Source organism: Bacillus sp. LM 4-2, assembly GCF_000978495.1.
In the GTDB taxonomy this organism is placed as follows: domain Bacteria; phylum Bacillota; class Bacilli; order Bacillales; family Bacillaceae; genus Bacillus; species Bacillus subtilis.
The window spans coordinates 343,799-362,608 of record NZ_CP011101.1 but is presented as its reverse complement, the minus strand read 5'-3'; the positions used below and the strand labels follow the sequence as shown (position 1 = coordinate 362,608).

General features: G+C 46.1%; 17 protein-coding genes and 2 pseudogenes. 7 read left to right on the top strand and 12 right to left on the bottom strand.

Going from position 1 to position 18,810, the window contains the following annotated elements; translation table 11 throughout:
* Positions 1–4: 4 nt before the first annotated feature.
* The 6 genes and pseudogenes from bslm_RS01905 to bslm_RS21220 form a co-directional block, all read right to left on the bottom strand.
* Positions 5–733, bottom strand: coding sequence for an AAA family ATPase (locus tag bslm_RS01905; RefSeq protein ID WP_046380777.1), 729 nt, complete (start codon positions 731–733; stop codon positions 5–7).
* An 18-nt stretch (positions 734–751) separates the two neighbouring features.
* The gene (locus tag bslm_RS01900) at positions 752–1,093 is read right to left on the bottom strand and encodes a DUF3147 family protein (protein WP_032724911.1); all 342 of its coding nucleotides are present in this window, start codon (positions 1,091–1,093) and stop codon (positions 752–754) included.
* Positions 1,081–1,503 (bottom strand): MarR family winged helix-turn-helix transcriptional regulator, encoded by a 423-nt coding sequence (locus bslm_RS01895; protein ID WP_174616579.1) that lies wholly within the window; start codon positions 1,501–1,503, stop codon positions 1,081–1,083. Before bslm_RS01895 ends, bslm_RS01900 begins: the two co-directional genes overlap by 13 nt.
* Before the next feature lie 127 nt (positions 1,504–1,630).
* On the bottom strand, positions 1,631–1,963 hold the full coding sequence (locus bslm_RS01890) for a YckD family protein (protein ID WP_015252849.1): 333 nt from the start codon (positions 1,961–1,963) through the stop codon (positions 1,631–1,633).
* 81 nt (positions 1,964–2,044) lie between these two features.
* Entirely contained in the window at positions 2,045–2,392 is a 348-nt protein-coding gene (locus tag bslm_RS01885) for an RDD family protein (RefSeq protein WP_082098065.1), read from the bottom strand.
* Between the two features lie 6 nt (positions 2,393–2,398).
* A pseudogene (locus bslm_RS21220) lies at positions 2,399–2,594 on the bottom strand (hypothetical protein).
* A 160-nt stretch (positions 2,595–2,754) separates the two neighbouring features.
* On the opposite strand from bslm_RS21220, the gene bslm_RS01880 reads away from it, so the two are divergent.
* Together bslm_RS01880 and bslm_RS01875 are read left to right on the top strand one after the other, a co-directional pair.
* Positions 2,755–3,618, top strand: a complete 864-nt coding sequence (locus tag bslm_RS01880; RefSeq protein WP_029727074.1) for a transporter substrate-binding domain-containing protein — start codon at positions 2,755–2,757, stop codon at positions 3,616–3,618.
* Positions 3,619–3,627: 9 nt separating this feature from the next.
* Entirely contained in the window at positions 3,628–4,308 is a 681-nt protein-coding gene (locus bslm_RS01875) for an amino acid ABC transporter permease (RefSeq protein WP_024572176.1), read from the top strand.
* A gap of 48 nt (positions 4,309–4,356) precedes the next feature.
* Here bslm_RS01875 and zinU read toward each other — a convergent pair whose 3' ends face one another.
* The 5 genes and pseudogenes from zinU to bslm_RS01855 all read right to left on the bottom strand — a co-directional run bounded on the left by zinU (position 4,357) and on the right by bslm_RS01855 (position 8,677).
* On the bottom strand, positions 4,357–5,550 hold the full coding sequence (gene zinU, locus bslm_RS01870; protein WP_046380776.1) for a zinc metallochaperone ZinU: 1,194 nt from the start codon (positions 5,548–5,550) through the stop codon (positions 4,357–4,359).
* Between the two features lie 27 nt (positions 5,551–5,577).
* Positions 5,578–5,764: pseudogene (locus tag bslm_RS20315) on the bottom strand (hypothetical protein).
* Positions 5,765–5,859: 95 nt separating this feature from the next.
* On the bottom strand, positions 5,860–6,444 hold the full coding sequence (locus bslm_RS01865) for a L,D-transpeptidase (protein ID WP_003246380.1): 585 nt from the start codon (positions 6,442–6,444) through the stop codon (positions 5,860–5,862).
* Positions 6,441–7,355, bottom strand: a complete 915-nt coding sequence (gene folE2 / locus bslm_RS01860; protein ID WP_003246378.1) for a GTP cyclohydrolase FolE2 — start codon at positions 7,353–7,355, stop codon at positions 6,441–6,443. Before folE2 ends, bslm_RS01865 begins: the two co-directional genes overlap by 4 nt.
* 116 nt (positions 7,356–7,471) lie before the next feature.
* Positions 7,472–8,677 carry an MFS transporter gene (locus tag bslm_RS01855; RefSeq protein WP_046380775.1) on the bottom strand — a complete coding sequence of 402 codons (1,206 nt, stop codon included), beginning with the start codon at positions 8,675–8,677 and terminating at the stop codon, positions 7,472–7,474.
* Positions 8,678–8,856: 179 nt separating this feature from the next.
* Here bslm_RS01855 and nasB point away from each other — a divergent pair, with 179 nt between their 5' ends.
* From nasB to cobA, 5 genes are all read left to right on the top strand, one after another.
* Positions 8,857–11,172, top strand: a complete 2,316-nt coding sequence (gene nasB, locus bslm_RS01850; RefSeq protein ID WP_014478785.1) for an assimilatory nitrate reductase electron transfer subunit NasB — start codon at positions 8,857–8,859, stop codon at positions 11,170–11,172.
* 6 nt (positions 11,173–11,178) lie between these two features.
* Entirely contained in the window at positions 11,179–13,311 is a 2,133-nt protein-coding gene (gene nasC / locus bslm_RS01845; protein WP_014478784.1) for an assimilatory nitrate reductase catalytic subunit NasC, read from the top strand.
* A gap of 120 nt (positions 13,312–13,431) precedes the next feature.
* On the top strand, positions 13,432–15,849 hold the full coding sequence (gene nasD, locus bslm_RS01840) for an NADPH-nitrite reductase (protein WP_014478783.1): 2,418 nt from the start codon (positions 13,432–13,434) through the stop codon (positions 15,847–15,849).
* Positions 15,850–15,880: 31 nt separating this feature from the next.
* On the top strand, positions 15,881–16,201 hold the full coding sequence (gene nirD / locus bslm_RS01835) for a nitrite reductase small subunit NirD (protein WP_003246252.1): 321 nt from the start codon (positions 15,881–15,883) through the stop codon (positions 16,199–16,201).
* 60 nt (positions 16,202–16,261) lie between these two features.
* Positions 16,262–17,713, top strand: coding sequence for a uroporphyrinogen-III C-methyltransferase (gene cobA / locus bslm_RS01830; RefSeq protein WP_076458388.1), 1,452 nt, complete (start codon positions 16,262–16,264; stop codon positions 17,711–17,713).
* A gap of 31 nt (positions 17,714–17,744) precedes the next feature.
* On the opposite strand, the gene ffoR is transcribed toward cobA, so the two are convergent.
* Entirely contained in the window at positions 17,745–18,755 is a 1,011-nt protein-coding gene (gene ffoR / locus bslm_RS01825) for a ferredoxin--NADP(+) reductase (RefSeq protein ID WP_029727065.1), read from the bottom strand.
* Positions 18,756–18,810 lie beyond the last annotated feature (55 nt).

Sequence of the window (18,810 nt, the reverse complement as noted above, 5' to 3'; positions counted from 1 at the left end):
GATGTTAGTCGCGGAACAGCTCAGCTAATATTTTTTCTCTTTGTCCAAGAAAATATCGTGTTAATTGAACATGCTCTGTATTCTCATATTCAATATGATGTATTCTTCCACCATCAAAGCTTAAAATATTAGCATTGGGATAGCCCAGTAGGATTGGGGAGTGAGTCGCAATGATCATCTGTACATTTCCGCCCTTCACCAAATCATGTATAACTCTCAAAAAAGCTAATTGTCTAGATGGAGAAAGTGCTGCTTCTGGCTCATCTAAAAGGTAAATCGCTTTCTCTTTAAAACGATGACGGAATAGAGACATAAAGGACTCTCCATGTGATTGATTGTGTAGCGGCCTCCCTCCATAGGAACGGTATGGCTGAGGAGCATCTAGTTCCATCTCATCCAGATGAAGAGAAAGATGATAAAACGATTCAGCCCTTAAGAAGAAGCCATTTGTTACCTTTGGAAGCCAAGATAAACGTATGTAATCTCCTAAATGGGAATCTGACTCCCGTAATTCATAGACATTATTTCTGCTTCCGCCCGCTGTATTGAATTCACACTTATCTGCTATCGCTTCAAGCAAAGTAGATTTCCCAGATCCATTTTCCCCCACAAAAAAAGTCACTTGGCTAGTAAATAAGATGTCATTTAATTGACTTATAGCCGGGATAGTAAAAGGAAATCTGTCAAAGTCCAAAATCTTATCTCGAAGAAGAGTAACCTTTTTTAAAAACATAGCATCTCCTTTCTATACTCAGTTAAATAATATATTGAGAAAGATCTTCTGCATCCATAAAAACATAGCCCATCCTAGTATTCCAACACATAATGCAAACCAAAACGGCACATGAATTTTCAGCAAAAAAGCCAAAATAGCTAGTAAACAAACTGTAGCTGGGATTCCTGTAAGCACACCAGATGCAAATTGACTTAATTGAGCTGTTTTTTCACCTTGTATTTGCATCCAAAAAAGGCTTAATAAGCTGACCAAGGGCAAAGCAGCAATGATGCCGCCATAGGTCGGATGTCTTTTTGATATTTCAGTAACAAAACCGATAATCAACGCAGAGATGATTACTTTACTTAAAACTGCCATTGTTTAGCTTCCCTACTTAAAAGTTCAAATGCCTGTTCAAGTAATTCCTTTTCTGATGTGCTCATTCGTTCAATTATTTCTTTTAATTTCTCTTTATCTAGCTGTGTATGCTGTTCAAGAACAGATCTTCCTTCTTGTGTTAAGAAAACTAAAACTTTTCGTTCATCCTGTTGACTTCGCCGTTTAGCTATAAATCCCTTTTGAATCAAACGTTTAGTATGCTCTGACGCCGTATTGTGAGAGACAGACAAGTATTCAGCCAAAGCTCCTATTGTTGCCTCACCTTGCTTTTCAATATGCTGCATAATCCGTATTGCCTGGTGAGAAATATTATCTTTATGTTGATAATGTAATAAATAATAAATATCTGTCCACTGCTGATTAAGTTTAGAGATTAAATCCATTTCCATCATTATACACCCCATTTATATCTTATTATAAGATATAATCAACAAAAGCGATATATTTTTCCGGAAAATTCATTCAGTAACTTTTAACAATAAAAAAGCACCCAATTCCAATTGGATGCTTACCATTTTAATGTCTTTTTTCAAATTTATGCGGATGAGGATGGTGCTTTGGAACAAAGCCGTTTTGTTTCATCATTTCAAAGTGTTTGTCCAAGTGATTTTTGATGTGTTCTCCTCTTTCTTTAGGCAGGATACCGTATTGTACATACTTTGAGATCACGTCTTTGCGCTTTTTAAGAATCTCTGCTTCCAGTTGTTCAATCTCTTTCTTTTGCTGATCTGTCAGTGTAACATTTGCGGGAGGCTGCTGCTGTTTTTCAGCGGCCTCTGCTGTACCGGTCAGAGAAATGACAGCCGCTGCAATGAACATTGTGATGATGTTGATGGTTATTCGTTTCATCCAATTTATTCCTCCAATCCTATTTTTCATATGTTTTGCTGCCTTGTATTTTTTATGCATAAAAATAAAAAGAGCGAACCATTATTCGCTCTTTCTAATCTCTTCGTCAGCATTAAGTTCTTCTTCACCTGGCGTCGCATAAGTGACATACGTTCCCGCGATTAAATCATGCAGGGTCCGTTTGTCTTCTCGTACGGCAATCAGAATCAGGCTGGCGATCAAGCCGAGTCCGAAGGTTATAGCGTAAACTAGGCCGGCTACAATAACCCGTAAAAACATTGTTAACAGGCTGACTTGTGATCCGTCTTTTTTTACGATTCTGATTCCGCAGATTCTTTTTCCGATAAGGTAGCCGCGCCAAAACACCGGCAGCAAAATAGAGTACAGCAGTACAATCCGGATGGTTTGTAAATATTCATTTGCCCCCATTATGGTTTAAATGTTTCCATTTTCTTTCTTATCGAATATGTCATATGCCTTAGGGGCATCAGCAAGACTTAATTTATTCTGAAGATCGGTTTCATGCTTCTTGACCATTTCTTACGGTATTGGCATAGATGAATGACGGATCTGCTGCACCTTCACTTCACAAGCTCCTATCCATGCACGTCTGGCATTCATCCTTGGACAACTCCTTTTTTCATCACCTCTTCCCTTCATAGACGCTTTTAAACACCCACTATGCCTTTTGTATACACAATTCGAACTTTTTGAAAACGTGATCAACATATTGCAACCCCTTATGTTCAATGCTATCTTTTTAGTTGATTAACAGATTGGGGGAACTATAGGTGAAATCATTCAAGCAATCCAAAGCCGTTATATTCAGTTTCACAATGGCTTTCTTTCTTATATTGGCAGCCTGTTCCGGCAAAAATGAAGCCGATTCCAAGGATACAGGCTGGGAGCAAATCAAGGACAAAGGGAAAATCGTAGTCGCTACATCAGGTACGCTTTATCCCACTTCTTATCATGATACCGACTCTGGCTCCGATAAGCTGACGGGCTACGAGGTTGAAGTCGTTCGTGAAGCGGCAAAACGCCTGGGACTGAAGGTTGAGTTCAAGGAGATGGGCATTGATGGGATGCTGACAGCGGTGAACAGCGGACAGGTTGACGCAGCCGCGAATGACATCGATGTGACGAAGGACCGCGAGAAGAAGTTCGCATTTTCTACTCCATATAAATATTCATACGGTACGGCAATTGTCCGAAAAGACGATTTATCAGGGATTAAAACGCTTAAGGATTTAAAAGGGAAGAAAGCGGCTGGCGCGGCTACAACCGTCTACATGGAGGTCGCGAGAAAATACGGCGCCAAAGAAGTGATTTATGATAATGCGACGAATGAGCAATATTTAAAAGATGTTGCCAACGGACGCACTGACGTCATTTTAAACGACTATTACCTGCAGACACTTGCGCTCGCGGCATTCCCGGATCTCAACATTACAATTCATCCTGACATCAAGTACATGCCGAACAAACAGGCCCTTGTCATGAAAAAAAGCAATGCGGCACTTCAGAAAAAGATGAACGAAGCATTGAAAGAGATGAGCAAGGATGGCTCTTTGACTAAACTGTCGAAACAATTCTTCAATAAAGCAGATGTATCAAAAAAAATTGATGCCGACGTTCAGGACGTTGATTTGTAATCGGACGCCATGATCAATAGCATTCAATGGGAATATATTTTCAACACGAAGCTGGCTATTGAATCGTTCCCTTATGTCATAAAAGGCATTGGGTATACACTGCTCATCTCTTTTGTAAGCATGTTTGCGGGAACTGTGATCGGCCTGTTCATATCACTCGCCAGAATGTCTAAGCTTGCTTTGTTAAGATGGCCAGCGAAGCTCTATATCTCATTTATGCGGGGCGTTCCGATTTTAGTGATTTTGTTTATCCTTTATTTCGGGTTTCCTTATATCGGCATTCAATTTTCCGCGGTCACGGCTGCTTTAATCGGCTTTAGCCTTAACAGCGCCGCCTACATTGCGGAAATTAACCGATCAGCCATTTCATCCGTCGAAAAAGGACAGTGGGAAGCCGCATCCTCGCTGGGTCTTTCCTATTGGCAGACGATGAGGGGCATCATTTTGCCGCAATCGATACGTATTGCGCTGCCTCCGCTTGCCAATGTGTTGCTCGACTTAATCAAGGCGTCATCTCTCGCTGCGATGATTACAGTGCCGGAATTGCTCCAGCATGCGAAAATCATCGGGGGCAGAGAGTTTGATTATATGACCATGTATATTCTGACCGCTCTCATTTATTGGGCCATCTGCTCCATTGCCGCGGTCTTTCAGAATATCCTTGAGAAAAAATACGCTCATTATGTTTAAACAAACGTTTCATTAAAAAAAGCCGCTCCCCAGGGGACGGCTTTTTTTCTATTGATTCAGCTTCCATTTAAACGGGTCCTCAAACAGCGACCAGTCGGAATCAAATTCATACTCAGTCAACAGGCATTGATCAAGCTCTTTCGTGATCGTTTCTTCATCCAGGTCAGTTCCGATAAAAACTAGCTGCGTTAGGCGGTCGCCGAACTCCGGGTCCCACTCCTCCAGGATTTCCGGCTCCTGCTGTTTGACTTGCTCCTGCTCAAGCTTCGGCAGCGCCGCCACCCAATAAGATACAGGCTCAATCGTAACCGACGGACCTGCTTGCGACATCAGCAAAGCAAGGTTGTTATGAGATGCGCACCAGACGATTCCTTTGGCACGTACCACGTTCTTTGGCATTTGATCCAACCAACGGTAAAATCGTGTAGAATGAAACGGCAAACGTCTCTTATATACAAATGAAGAGATACCGTATTCTTCTGTTTCCGGGGTGTGTTCCGCATGGCCTGCCGTCAGTTCTTGAATCCAGCCGGCCGATCCGCTCGCTTCCTCGAAGTTAAATAACCCTGTATGCAAAATCTCCTGCGGTTTTACATTTCCTTTGACGGAACGAATGAACCTGGCTCTTGGCTGCAGTTTACGAAGAACTTTTTCAAGCTGTTCGAGCTCTTGCTCGCTGACCAAATCACATTTATTTAAGATCAGTACATCGCAAAACTCAATTTGATCGATCAAGAGGTCGGCGATTTCTCTTTCATCCTCTTCCCCCAATGCTTCTTTGCGGTCCAGAAGGCTTTCACCTGACTGATAATCATGCCAAAAACGGTTGGCATCAACCACTGTCACCATCGTATCCAGCTGACAAAATTTTGTAAGATCGATTCCCATCTCTTCATCGATATAAGAGAAAGTCTGGGCCACCGGGATCGGTTCGCTGATTCCTGTTGATTCGATGACGATATAATCAAACCGTCCGTCTTTTGCCAGCTTCTCAACTTCAATTAATAAGTCTTCGCGAAGCGTGCAGCAAATGCAGCCGTTTGACATTTCCACAAGCTTTTCATCTGTTCTGGAAAGGCCCCCTTCCTGCTTGACCAAGCCCGCGTCAATGTTCACCTCGCTCATATCGTTTACGATAACCGCTATTTTCAAGCCTTCGCGATTTTGCAGAATGCTGTTCAGCAATGTTGTTTTTCCCGCACCTAGATAACCGCTCAGTACGGTAACCGGAATTTTTTTCATAATAGTGCCTCCATTAAAATAGAATGATTACGATTTAAATTGAATACTTCGCCGTATGTACAATGGTGTAGAGCAGCTATTCGCGCTTATTTCTCGCTGCCACCCGATTTCTAAATCAGTAAAGGCTCCAACCGCGTTTAATTCCTTTTCCCCATCGCAAATCCTTGCCTTTGCCGACAGCAAGATCCTTAATCGATGCCTTTCCGCTTTTCACAGATGCACAGACAATGATAAGCCATTTATCATAAAACGTAATTGTTACGATTTAAATTGTATGGTCTTTTTTCCTTTTTGTCAACGGTTTTCAATTCAGCTGATCACCACTTTTGTATGTTCAGGGATATTTTCATATACCCATTTCGCATCTGGAATGGTCAGCCTGATACATCCGTGAGATGCTTTCGTTCCTAGTTTTTCTGCTTCCGTTTTGATGACTTTTTGATCCTTAGTCATTGGCACACTATGAAATAAAAATTCACCGTGATTTTTCCATGATACCCAGTATTCTGCGCCTTCCTGGTATCCTTCGGAGAAAAACCATTCTCCCCGTTCAGGCTCTACATAAAAGGTGCCCTTTGGCGTAGCATCATCTTTTGTTTGATCAAGACCAGAAGAAATCATCATTGTATAGATGGTGTTGCTTCCTTCCTTGATGTAAGCCTTCTGCTCCTTCACATTCACATCAATCCAGACATGCTTCTGTTTAATATCCGGGTATTCTCCGCCCGAAGGCTTTGTCCAATCAATGCTTGTTTTTGCTGTTTTTCGAACGTCCGTTATGTTTTCGACCGTTTTCTTTGTATTGATACTTGCGTGTTCTTCTGCATGATCGGAGCAGGCTGACAGCAGGATGACTGGCATAAGAACTGCAATAATGAATAATGAGAGTTTCATATTTTATCCACTTCCTTCGAAAAACACAGCTTCGCATAGGCATCGTGAAGATGGATCGATTCTTCATTTCGGCATTCAATCTCAAAGGCTGACACCCATTCAAGCTCAAACAAATCTGCAGCAATCAGCCGGGCGAGATCCTCAACAAATCTCGGGTTTTCATAGGCCGTTTCTGTCACGGCTTTTTCATCAGGCCGCTTCAATACCGGATGCAGTCTCGCAGAAGCATTTGATTCTGCGGCGTGAAGCAAATCAGCTTTAACATCACTTGGCAGCGATGCGGCCGGGTGAATATCCGCCCAAATGCTGACCGTTCCCCTCTGATTATGGGCACTGTATTCGCTGATTTCCTTGGAGCAAGGGCACAGAGTCGTTACTTTTGCTGAGATGCCGGCACGCTGTTTAAACGGCTGATCTTTGCGATAGGTGACAGACATGAATATATCAGCATGCATCAAACCCGCTTTCTCAAGCTTCGGGCTTTTCCGTTCGAAAAACCACGGAAACCTCACTTCAACTGTGGCAGATGATGTGTCCATGTTTTCTGCAAGCTCTTTCGTAAATTGCTGAAGAGAGGAAAATGAGAGAATCCAGCCATTTTGATGATAGACTTGCAGCAGCTCTGTTAACCGGCTCATGTTAATCCCCTTCTGATTTCTCGGCAAATTACAAGTCATTGTAAAGTTCGCAGCCGTTGTTTGCTCGGCAGGCATCATGGCAGAAGTGATTGTGACTGGATGGGACACATTAGCTACACCTACATGCTGAATGTCAAAAAAATAATCCTTCCTGATATTTTGCAGGTCCTTCATTTTCTCTTTTTCCACTGGTTTCTCGCCTTTGATCGGACTGACCGATCCAAAGTATTGAAGACGCTCCGTTTTTTTCGGGAGCAGCGTATGTTGATTCATTCAGAAAACTCCTCTCACTAACAAATCGTAATAATTACTATTTATTTTGATCGGTTCACTGTTGAAAATCAAGAGAAAATAAAAAAGACACGCACAAATGCGTGTCCGTCAAAATCCTAAACATCCGCCGGGCTGCTTTCCGCGCTCCAGCTTTTCCGCCAGTAATAGCCTGCGGCAAGGACAAGTGCAAACGCCAGCAGCGCGATACAGGAAAACGTGATAAAACCGATAGCATATGTGCCTGTCATCTGTTTGAGAGATCCTAAGATGTTCGGCAGGAAAAACCCTCCGATTCCTCCGGCCGCACCGACGATTCCCGTCACCATGCCAATTTCTTTGCGAAAACGCTGCGGTACGAGCTGGAATACTGCGCCGTTTCCCATTCCGAGCCCCATCATTCCGACAAACAATAGAACAATAACCATTGAAAGAGATGGCAGGCTGCTGACTCCGGCCATACACAGTGCCACGATGACAAACAATACAGAAAGAACTTTCGTGCCGCCGACACGATCCGAAATCAAGCCCCCGACAGGCCGGAAAAAGCTCCCCGCCGCCACACATAATGTAACGAAGTCCCCTGCGTGAATTTTTGACAGCTGGTATTGATCAACAAAGAAAATAGATAAAAAGCTTGAGAGCCCGACAAATCCGCCAAATGTGACGCTGTACAGCAGGCAGAAAAACCATGTTTCCTTTTGCCCGAACACATGCAGATAGCTTTTGAGCGGCTGGGGAGACGGCTGTGCAGGGGAATCCTTTGCCATGGATACAAAAAGAATAAAGACGATCAATAATGGAATTAGCGCAATTCCCATGACAATGTGCCAGCCGAACTGCTCCGCCAGACGAGGGCCAAACAGGGTTGCAAACAACGTGCCGCTGTTCCCCGCTCCGGCAATCCCCATCGCAAGCCCCTGCAAATGAGGCGGATACCATCGGCTGGCCATAGGCAGCGCTACAGCAAAGCTTGCCCCCGCCACGCCAAGCAGAATCCCGATGGCATACAGCTCAGTCAGGGAACGGCCGCCTAATGTCCCCCAAAGCAGCGGAATCATCGACACCAGCATCCCGATCACTGCCGTTTTTTTCGGTCCGATTCTGTCCGTTAAAATACCAAGAATGATACGAAACACTGATCCAGATAAAATCGGCACAGCTACGACAAGCCCTTTCTCAAAAGGAGACAGGCCAAAATCCTGAGAAATATAAACACCCAGCGCCCCAAGCATAACCCATATCATAAAACTGACATCAAAGTATAAAAAGGAACAGAGCAACGTGAGTGGATGACCGCTAGTTTTCAGTTCCGACAGCTTCATAAGATTCCCCTTTCTAGACCCTCATTATTTTACATTTTCTGAATCAAGGATATAGGACCCTTATTTTCTGGAAAAGACATGTGTAAGTTTTTGTGACACGTTTAATGCGTTAACAGTGCATTGTGACATAATTTTTAATAGGAGAAAACTTACGAGCTTCGCCAAAGGAGGTCTGATACATGAAGAAACAAAGATTGGTGTTAGCGGGAAACGGCATGGCCGGAATCCGCTGTATTGAAGAAGTATTAAAGCTGAATCGCCACATGTTTGAGATTGTCATTTTCGGAAGCGAGCCGCATCCCAATTACAATCGCATTCTCTTATCCTCTGTATTGCAGGGTGAAGCGTCACTCGATGATATTACACTGAACAGCAAGGATTGGTACGACAAGCACGGGATCACGCTTTACACAGGCGAAACGGTTATTCAGATTGATACAGATCAGCAGCAGGTCATCACAGATCGGAAACGCACTCTGTCGTATGACAAATTAATAGTGGCAACAGGCTCCTCCCCTCATATTCTCCCTATCCCCGGGGCAGACAAAAAAGGTGTCTATGGATTTCGGACAATAGAAGACTGCCAAGCGCTGATGAACATGGCCCAGCACTTTCAAAAGGCTGCGGTAATCGGAGCCGGCTTATTAGGACTGGAAGCTGCAGTAGGTTTACAGCATCTCGGTATGGATGTCAGCGTCATTCACCACTCCGCCGGCATTATGCAAAAACAGCTCGATCAAACAGCGGCGCGGCTGCTGCAAACAGAGCTGGAACAAAAAGGCCTAACCTTTCTTTTGGAGAAAGACACCGTCTCCATTTCCGGCGCCACGAAGGCAGACCGAATCCATTTTAAAGATGGCTCTTCATTAAAAGCAGACTTGATTGTGATGGCGGCCGGCGTCAAACCGAATATTGAATTGGCTGTATCCGCTGGAATCAAAGTGAACCGCGGGATCATCGTGAATGACTTCATGCAGACAAGCGAACCGAATATCTACGCCGTTGGTGAATGCGCTGAGCATAACGGAACGGTGTACGGATTGGTGGCTCCGCTTTATGAGCAGGGAAAAGCGCTCGCCAGTCATATTTGCGGCGTTCCATGTGAGGAATATCAAGGCTCAGCACCATCAGCGGCGTTAAAAATAGCTGGAATCGATGTGTGGTCAGCAGGAAAGATCCAAGAGGATGAACGCACGACGAGCATCAAAATCTACGACGAACAAGCAGGCGTTTATAAAAAAGCGCTTTTTGTAGATGAAAAACTGGCCGGCGTTATTTTATTCGGAGACACCCGTGACAAGCAGCGGCTTCTCGACAGCCTCCTTAAACAACGAGACATCTCCATTGTCAAAAAGCAGATCATCGAACCGGAGACAAGCGGCCCTTTATTTGAATCCATGCCTTCCAGTGAAACGATTTGCCAATGCAACACAGTGACGAAAGGCGCGATTGAAGAAGCGGTGCACACGAATAGCTTAACAACTGTTGAGGAAGTCAAGCACTGCACCAAAGCCACTGGGTCCTGCGGAGGATGCAAACCGCTCGTTGAAGACCTTTTGAGGCACATGACCAACAGCGAATATACGAAGCCCGCCGGCACACCTTCGTTTTGCAGCTGTACTGATTTTACAGAAGACGACATCATCGCTGAGCTTCAGCGCAGGCCATTCACTAATCCGGCAGAAGTGATGAACCAGCTTGACTGGAAAACAAAAAACGGATGCAGTACTTGTGTTCCTGCGATTCAATACTATCTGGAAATGCTGTACCCTGGGTTTGTCCAGCCTGAGCCAGCCACTGAAGAGACATGCATCCTGATCCCGCAAATGTACGGCGGGCGGACAAACGCGGAGCAGCTAAGAACCATCGCCAACATCATTGAGGCATACAGCATTCCCGACGTATCCATCACTCACGGCCAAAGGCTGAAGCTTTCCGGGATCAAGCCTGCGGATCTCCCGAACATAAAAAAAGACCTGAAGATGCCCGTTTACACTAATGAACACCGACACGCGCTGCAAAGCATCAAAGCATGTACATGCGGGCAAAATCGATCAATTCAGCAGCTGGCAGCCCAAATCGAAAGACAACTTGAGATGCTTCCCTTACCCGCTCCCATTTCTATCAGCTTATCATGTGAAACAGACTGCACCGATGCCGCCCTGCAAGATGTCGGCGCAATTCGGAGACAAGCTGGCTGGGACATTCACATCGGCGGCGTCCGGGGAACTCATGCCCGTTCAGGAGCTTTGTTTTGCGTGACTGAGAACGAAGACAGCACTGCCGGCATGATCAAAGGACTGATCCAGTATTATCGGGAAACGGCTCATTACTTAGAAGGTGTTCATCAGTGGATAGACCGTCTCGGGATCGTTCATATCAGAGAAGTGCTATTCGAAGAAGACCTAAGGGCACAGCTGCTGGAAAGCCTCCAAACAGATCTGTCACTGATTCAAAACCCGACTGTAGAGACGGGTGCATATAAGAAAGGATGAGGCATTTTGACTGAACGACTGCTTAGATATTTCCGTGATAAACAGCAAGACGTCCAATCAGAAAAAACATATGACACTCAATGCCCGTTTTGCAGCATGCAGTGCAAAATGCAGCTCGTGGAACAAACCATCGTCACGCGCAAAAAGTACACTGCGATTGGGATTGATAATCCTACAACACAGGGTCGGCTATGCATGAAGGGCATGAACGCCCACCAGCATGCCCTGAACTCCTCCCGCATCACCCGGCCGCTGCTGAAGAAAAACGGCGAGTTTATGCCTGTTTCCTGGGAAGAAGCACTGAATTACATTAAAGACCAAGTGACAATGATACAAGTAGAACACGGCCATGACGCTATGGCGGTATACGGAAGCGCCTCGATTACAAATGAAGAGGCGTATTTGTTAGGGAAATTCGCACGGGTGGGCTTACAGACAAAATACATCGACTACAACGGGAGGCTTTGTATGTCCGCCGCAGCAACCGCAGCCAACCAAACATTCGGCGCGGACAGAGGCTTAACGAATCCCTTATCAGACATTCCCCACACCCGTGTGATCATTCTGGCCGGCACCAATATCGCGGAGTGCCAGCCTACGATTATGCCATATTTTGAAAAAGCGAAAGAAAACGGAGCTTACATCATTGCCATTGATCCGCGTGAAACAGCGACAACAAAAATCGCCGATCTTCATTTGAAAATCAAACCCGGCACAGACGCCGCCCTTGCCAACGGTCTCGTCAAAATCATCATTGACGAACAGCTTATAAACGAGGATTTCATTCAATCACGAACAAATGGATTCGAAGAGCTGAAGCAGCATACTGACTCGTTGGACCTGAATGACATCGCCGAACAGACGAGTGTCCCCCTGGCGGATATAAGAAAAGCGGCTGTAAAGTTTGCCAAGGAAACGTCCGGCATGCTGTTTACAGCCCGCGGGATTGAACAGCAAACCGATGGAACAGCGGCTGTGAAAGGCTTCTTAAACATGGTGCTGATCACAGGAAAAATCGGTACACCTTACTCAGGTTACGGGGCGATCACCGGACAAGGCAACGGGCAAGGTGCAAGAGAGCATGGCCAAAAAGCCGATCAGCTTCCGGGCTATCGATCTATTGAAAACGAACAACACCGGGCACATGTTGCGAAAGTGTGGGGAATCCATCAGGATGATCTGCCGCGAAAAGGTGTCTCAGCCTATGAAATGATGGAAAAAATCAATGACGGCGACATCAAAGGATTGTTCCTCATGTGCTCCAATCCCGCTGTCTCCAGCCCAAATGCGAATCTTGTGAAAAAGGCTTTACGTAAACTGACATTCTTTGTTGCAATCGATTTGTTTATTTCTGAGACTGCGAAATACGCAGATGTGATTTTACCCGCCTCCTCTTACTTAGAAGATGAAGGCACCATGACAAATGTAGAAGGACGCGTGACATTAAGAGAAACAAGCCGGCCATGTCCCGGCGAAGCAAAGCATGATTGGCAGATCATTTGTGATCTCGCATCCGCTCTCGGCAAGGGCCGCTACTTTTCTTATACGTCAGCGGAGGATATTTTTGATGAATTGAGAGAAGCGAGCCGAGGCGGGATTGCCGATTATTCAGGCATCTCATACGGCAGGCTCAGACGTGAAGGCGGCATTCATTGGCCGTGTCCGGAACCTGATCATCCCGGAATTGGACGCTTGTTTACAGAATCATTTGCTCATCCGGATCAAAAAGCGGCATTAAGTGTGATTCCAAACGAGCCACCTGTTCCAAAAGAGAAGCCGACAGCCGATTATCCGCTTTATTTAACAACAGGCAGAGTCATGTCTCACTACTTAACAGGCGTCCAAACAAGAAAAAGCGCCGCCCTTACCGCGAGACATTTTGAATCGTTTATCGAAATCCATCCGCAAACAGCAGCAACCTACAATATCGAGGACCGTGTGCTGGTAAAAATAGAATCGCCGCGGGGAAGCATCACCGTCCGCAGCAAATTATCAGAACAAATCAGAAAAGATACTGTTTTTGTTCCCATCCATTGGGCAGACGCTCAAAATGTGAATGATTTAATCGGGGAAGCCTTAGATCCAGCCTGTAAAATGCCCGGTTTTAAGGTATGCGCCGTCCGAATCAGACCTATTTAAATTTTTCATAAAATTTTTAGAACTTTTCGTATATTTTGTTACATTTTATAACATGTATCTTAAATATTCCTTTTTGCTGTGCTACGCTGGAAAAAACATTGATAAGGAGCGGATCATCTGATGGGAAAAAAACAGCTAGTTCTTGTTGGTAATGGAATGGCCGGGGTAAGGGCCATTGAAGAGATACTGAGTGTTGCTAAAGACGAGTTTCAGATCACAATTTTCGGAGCCGAACCGCATCCCAATTACAACCGAATCCTTTTGTCAAAAGTGCTTCAAGGCGATACAGATATTAAAGATATTACGTTAAACGATTGGGACTGGTACGAAGAAAACAACATTCAATTGTATACAAATGAAACAGTCATCAAAGTGGACACGGAAAACAAAACAGTCATCACAGATGCAGACAGAATCCAGCCTTACGACGAATTGATCCTGGCGACAGGCTCGCTCCCTTTTATCCTTCCGATTCCGGGCGCAGACAAAAAAGGCGTCACAGCTTTCCGGGACATAAAAGATACAGACACAATGCTCACCGCGTCAAAACAATATAAAAAAGCAGCCGTCATCGGCGGAGGACTTCTTGGTTTGGAAGCCGCTCGCGGACTGCTGAATCTTGGCATGGACGTGTCCGTCATCCACCTCGCCCCATTCCTGATGGAGCGCCAGCTTGATGCAACGGCAGGACGCCTGCTGCAAAACGAGTTAGAAAAACAAGGTATGACCTTTTTACTTGAAAAGCAAACCGAAGAAATTGTTGGTGACGATCGTGTCGAAGGCCTCCGTTTCAAGGATGGCACAAGCATTGAAGCTGATTTAGTGGTCATGGCTGTCGGCATCCGCCCAAATACAACGCTCGGGGCCGAGAGCGGCATTCCGGTTAACCGCGGCATCATCGTCAATGATTATATGCAGACTGAAATCCCGCACATTTACGCGGTCGGCGAATGTGCCGAGCACCGAGGAATCGCCTACGGGCTTGTGGCGCCGCTCTATGAACAGGCAAAAGTGCTGGCGAAGCATATTTGCGGCATCGAAACAAACCCGTATGAGGGCTCCGTTCTCTCCACACAGTTAAAGGTATCGGGCGTCGAGGTTTTCTCTGCCGGGGACTTTGATGAATCAGAGGACAAAAAAGCGATTAAAGTCTTCGATGAGCAGGACGGCATCTATAAAAAAATTGTCCTGAGAGACAACAAAATTGTCGGTGCTGTTTTATTCGGTGACAGCAGCGAAGGCAATCGCCTGTTTTCTATGATTCAAAAAGAAGCCGATATCTCTGAAACCTCTAAAATATCAATCTTACAGCCTCTCAACCAAGAAGCAGGCACAAGCATCACCGCAGCGATGAGCGACGATGAAATCATCTGCGGCTGTAACGGCGTGTCAAAAGGTGCGATTATTCAAGCCATACAGGAAAAGGGCTGCTCGTCAACGGACGAGATCAAAGCATGCACTGGCGCATCCCGCTCATGCGGAGGCTGTAAGCCACTCGTAGAAGAAATCCTCCAGCATACGCTCGGATCAGACTTTGATGCGTCAGCGCAAAAAGAAGCCATTTGCGGCTGCACCACATTGTCAAGAGATGAAGTCGTAGAAGAAATCAAAGCCAAAGGGCTGTCACATACAAGAGAAGTCATGAATGTGCTCGGCTGGAAAACGCCAGAAGGCTGTTCCAAATGCCGGCCGGCTCTGAACTACTACTTAGGCATGATCAATCCAACCAAATACGAGGATGACCGGACATCCCGCTTTGTTAATGAACGAATGCACGCCAATATTCAAAAAGACGGAACATACTCAGTCGTTCCTCGGATGTACGGCGGCGTGACCAACTCCACAGATTTGCGCAAGATCGCCGATGTCGTTGACAAATATGAGATCCCGCTCGTGAAAATGACAGGCGGCCAGCGAATTGATCTTATCGGCGTGAAAAAAGAAGACCTTCCGAAGGTATGGGAAGATCTTGATATGCCGTCGGGCTACGCATACGGAAAAACGCTCCGCACAGTGAAAACATGTGTAGGCGAGCAATTCTGCCGCTTCGGCACACAAGACTCCATGGCACTGGGCATTGCGCTTGAGAAAAAATTCGAAGGGCTAAACACGCCGCACAAAGTCAAAATGGCCGTGTCTGCATGCCCGCGAAACTGTGCGGAATCCGGCATTAAGGACCTTGGCGTTGTCGGCATCGACGGAGGCTGGGAGCTTTATGTCGGCGGAAACGGCGGAACCCACTTGCGTGCCGGCGATTTGCTGATGAAGGTGAAAACAAATGAAGAAGTCTTAGAATACGCAGGCGCTTACCTGCAATATTACAGGGAAACCGCAAACTATCTGGAGCGTACGTCCGCATGGCTTGAGCGCGTCGGTTTATCCCATGTCCAATCCGTGTTAAACGATCCGGAAAAGCGGCAGGAGCTGAACGACCGAATGAATGAAACACTCTCTGTCCACAAGGATCCGTGGAAAGACTTTTTAGAGGATAAACAAACCTCGAAAGAATTATTTGAAAATGTCGTGACCACATCATAATGACAAAAACAATCATTGAGGAGGAATGGGCATGGTAAACAAAGACGTAACAAAAGTATGTATCGGAAAAATTGAAGAATTGCCTGAACAATTAGGCAAAACAGTGTATATTGAAGATAAGGAGCTCGCGGTTTTCAAGCTTTCAGACGGAAGCATCCGCGCCATCGAAAACCGCTGTCCGCATAAAGGCGGCGTCCTGGCAGAAGGCATCGTCAGCGGTCAATATGTTTTCTGCCCGATGCACGACTGGAAAATTTCCTTAGAAGACGGAATCGTCCAAGAACCTGACCACGGATGTGTCAAAACATATGAAACGCTGATCGAAGGAGAACATGTTTATCTCGTATATTGATCAAAAGACCGGATCACTTTTCTAGTGGTCCTTCATTTTTTACAGTGACGGAAGGATGACATGATCATGAAGAACGGAATCGTATATTTCGTGGGAGCCGGACCCGGCGACCCAGGCCTGCTCACCATCAAAGGAAAACAGGCGCTCGAGGAAGCAGATGTGATTTTATATGACCGGCTCGCCAACCCGAAGCTGCTCGAATTTGCATCACCGGACTGCCAGTTTATTTATTGCGGAAAACTGCCAAACCGCCATTTTATGAAACAAAAAGAAATTAACGCCCTGCTGGTTGAAAAAGCATTAAATGGGTTAACCGTCGTTCGCTTGAAGGGCGGAGATCCGAGCGTATTCGGCAGAGTCGGCGAGGAAGCAGATGCTCTTCATGAGCACGGCATTCGCTATGAAATGGTGCCGGGAATCACCTCTGGAATTGCAGCGCCGCTATATGCGGGCATCCCCGTCACGCATCGGGATTTTGCATCGTCTTTTGCCATGATTACAGCGCATGATAAATCATTAAAAGGCACGCCGAACCTTGACTGGGAAGGGCTGGCCCGAAGCGTTCAAACCCTTGTTTTTTACATGGGTGTCAAGAACTTGTCTTATATTTGCCAGCAGCTTATTTCATACGGGAAATCGCCTTCTGTCCCTGTCATTGTCATCCAATGGGGAACGTGGGGCCGCCAGCGGAGTGTGAAAGGAACACTTGAGAACATTCAGCAAAAAGTGCAGGAACACCAGATTACAAACCCTGCGATTATCGTCATCGGAGACATCGTCAACTTTCAAACACACAGCTGGTTTGAAAGCAAACCGCTCATCGGACGGCATTTGATGGTTGTGACTCATGGCGAAGATGAAGACCCGCTTGCAGACAAGCTGCGCGATTCCGGCGCCGATCTCATCGAGTGGCCGAAATGGCGGACCGAAAACATGCCTGTCAATGAAGAAATTCTTCGAAAGATTGGCACCTTTGAAGACGTTTTTTTCACATCGCGCCGGGCGGTTTGTGAATTTTTCAGAGCACTGGCTTCTCAGAAAATCGACATCCGCCAGCTGACAGCCAAACTGAGTGCAGCATCTGAGCAAGCAAAGACAGAGCTTGAGAAACGGGGCTTTCTTGTCACCGCCATTCAGCCTGATTCAGAGAAACGTCTTGTTGTCGGGAGCCGCCATGCAGTGGAAAACATGCAAAAGCATGAATCCTGTTCGTTTTATATCACTCATGAAAACGTCATAGATGACCGGTTCACCCACATGATTCAGCGTACCATCAGTGAATCCCCGCTGCACATGGTCATTTGCCCAAACAAGCTGTCCGTTCAGCAATTGATCAATGGTGGCGAACAAATTGGCATTTTGCCGGAACCGTCAGCAAGCCGCCCTCCTATCGTCTGCATAGGCGATGACTCAGCTGCCGGCATTTATGGATTCACAGCCGTACAAGAACAGGATGAATTGCTAGCTTTCATCCACAATCAACATGCAGAGAAAAAACTCCTTCACACCTGATGGCAAGCAGCCCTTTTCCTCAAGGGCTGTTTTATTTATGCACCAATTTTTTATGATGGGTGGAATACATCGCCATATTCTCGGCCTTAGGGTCCAGATAAGCCTTGGCACTGTTGACCGCTGTCGGGCCTTCCGTAAATCCGCCGGCAATCAATCTCAGCTTGCTTTCATAAAAAGCCGCGTCGCCCGCCACAAACACGCCCGGAAGATTCGTTCGCATATGTCTGTCAGCTTTCACCCTTCCTTCTTCAATCTCCAGCCCCCACTCCATCATCGGCCCTAGATCAATTTTGAAGCCATGATTAATGATCAGCTCATCAATTTCTATGTCTTTCCTCTGGCCAGACTCAGTATGACAAACGGTCACGCTTTTGATGCCCTCTTCATCTCCGTTCAAATGCTCCAGCCGATAAGGCGTAAGCACCCGCACCGATGATTGCTTCATTTTCGTCACGCTGCTTTCCATTCCGCCGAATTCCTCACGCCGATGAACGACAGTCACAGACGCCGCAATCGGTTCAAGCTCATTAGCCCAATCGACCGCAGTATCTCCGCCGCCTGATATCACCACGCGTTTCCCTTTAAACGCATCGAGCTTCTCCACTCCATAATGAAGATTTTTGCCCGCATATCGGGCCGCATCCTCGCTGTCAAACTCATTGACCTCAAGTGTACCCATGCCGCAAGCCAAAATCACAGTTCTTGTATAGTGCTTTTCCCCTTCAGAACCCGTCAGTACAATGGTGCCGTCATTCAGGCGTTCAAACCCGGTCACACGCTGATTCAATACGATATCAGGATCAAATGTTGCCGCCTGCTCCTTCAGCTGCTCGATCAGCTGCTTTCCCGCAATCCCCGGTATGCCGCCGATATCGCGAATGATTTTCTCAGGAAAGAATAAAGACACCTTCCCTCCGAGCTTCGGCAAAAATTCGATTACCTTTGTTTTCAGCTCCCGCATCCCGCAGTAAAAAGCAGTAAACAGCCCGATCGGCCCGCCCCCTATAATCGTAACGTCATATACCTCTTGATTCTCAGCCATCCGTCCTGCCTCCCGTTCACATCTATATCAAATCATTTTAATTGAGAATGAATAT

Bases quoted from the DNA above. Each gene is read 5' to 3' on its own strand.
- nasD (WP_014478783.1), top strand. From the start codon at position 13,432: ATGGGAAAAAAACAGCTAGTTCTTGTTGGTAATGGAATGGCCGGGGTA.
- bslm_RS01890 (WP_015252849.1), bottom strand. From the start codon at position 1,963: ATGAAACGAATAACCATCAACATCATCACAATGTTCATTGCAGCGGCT.
- bslm_RS01875 (WP_024572176.1), top strand. From the start codon at position 3,628: ATGATCAATAGCATTCAATGGGAATATATTTTCAACACGAAGCTGGCT.
- bslm_RS01895 (WP_174616579.1), bottom strand. From the start codon at position 1,503: ATGGAAATGGATTTAATCTCTAAACTTAATCAGCAGTGGACAGATATT.
- nasB (WP_014478785.1), top strand. From the start codon at position 8,857: ATGAAGAAACAAAGATTGGTGTTAGCGGGAAACGGCATGGCCGGAATC.
- nirD (WP_003246252.1), top strand. From the start codon at position 15,881: ATGGTAAACAAAGACGTAACAAAAGTATGTATCGGAAAAATTGAAGAA.
- zinU (WP_046380776.1), bottom strand. From the start codon at position 5,550: ATGAAAAAAATTCCGGTTACCGTACTGAGCGGTTATCTAGGTGCGGGA.
- cobA (WP_076458388.1), top strand. From the start codon at position 16,262: ATGATCATGAAGAACGGAATCGTATATTTCGTGGGAGCCGGACCCGGC.
- folE2 (WP_003246378.1), bottom strand. From the start codon at position 7,355: ATGAATCAACATACGCTGCTCCCGAAAAAAACGGAGCGTCTTCAATAC.
- bslm_RS01900 (WP_032724911.1), bottom strand. From the start codon at position 1,093: ATGGCAGTTTTAAGTAAAGTAATCATCTCTGCGTTGATTATCGGTTTT.
- bslm_RS01905 (WP_046380777.1), bottom strand. From the start codon at position 733: ATGTTTTTAAAAAAGGTTACTCTTCTTCGAGATAAGATTTTGGACTTT.
- bslm_RS01855 (WP_046380775.1), bottom strand. From the start codon at position 8,677: ATGAAGCTGTCGGAACTGAAAACTAGCGGTCATCCACTCACGTTGCTC.
- bslm_RS01885 (WP_082098065.1), bottom strand. From the start codon at position 2,392: ATGGGGGCAAATGAATATTTACAAACCATCCGGATTGTACTGCTGTAC.
- bslm_RS01865 (WP_003246380.1), bottom strand. From the start codon at position 6,444: ATGAAACTCTCATTATTCATTATTGCAGTTCTTATGCCAGTCATCCTG.
- ffoR (WP_029727065.1), bottom strand. From the start codon at position 18,755: ATGGCTGAGAATCAAGAGGTATATGACGTTACGATTATAGGGGGCGGG.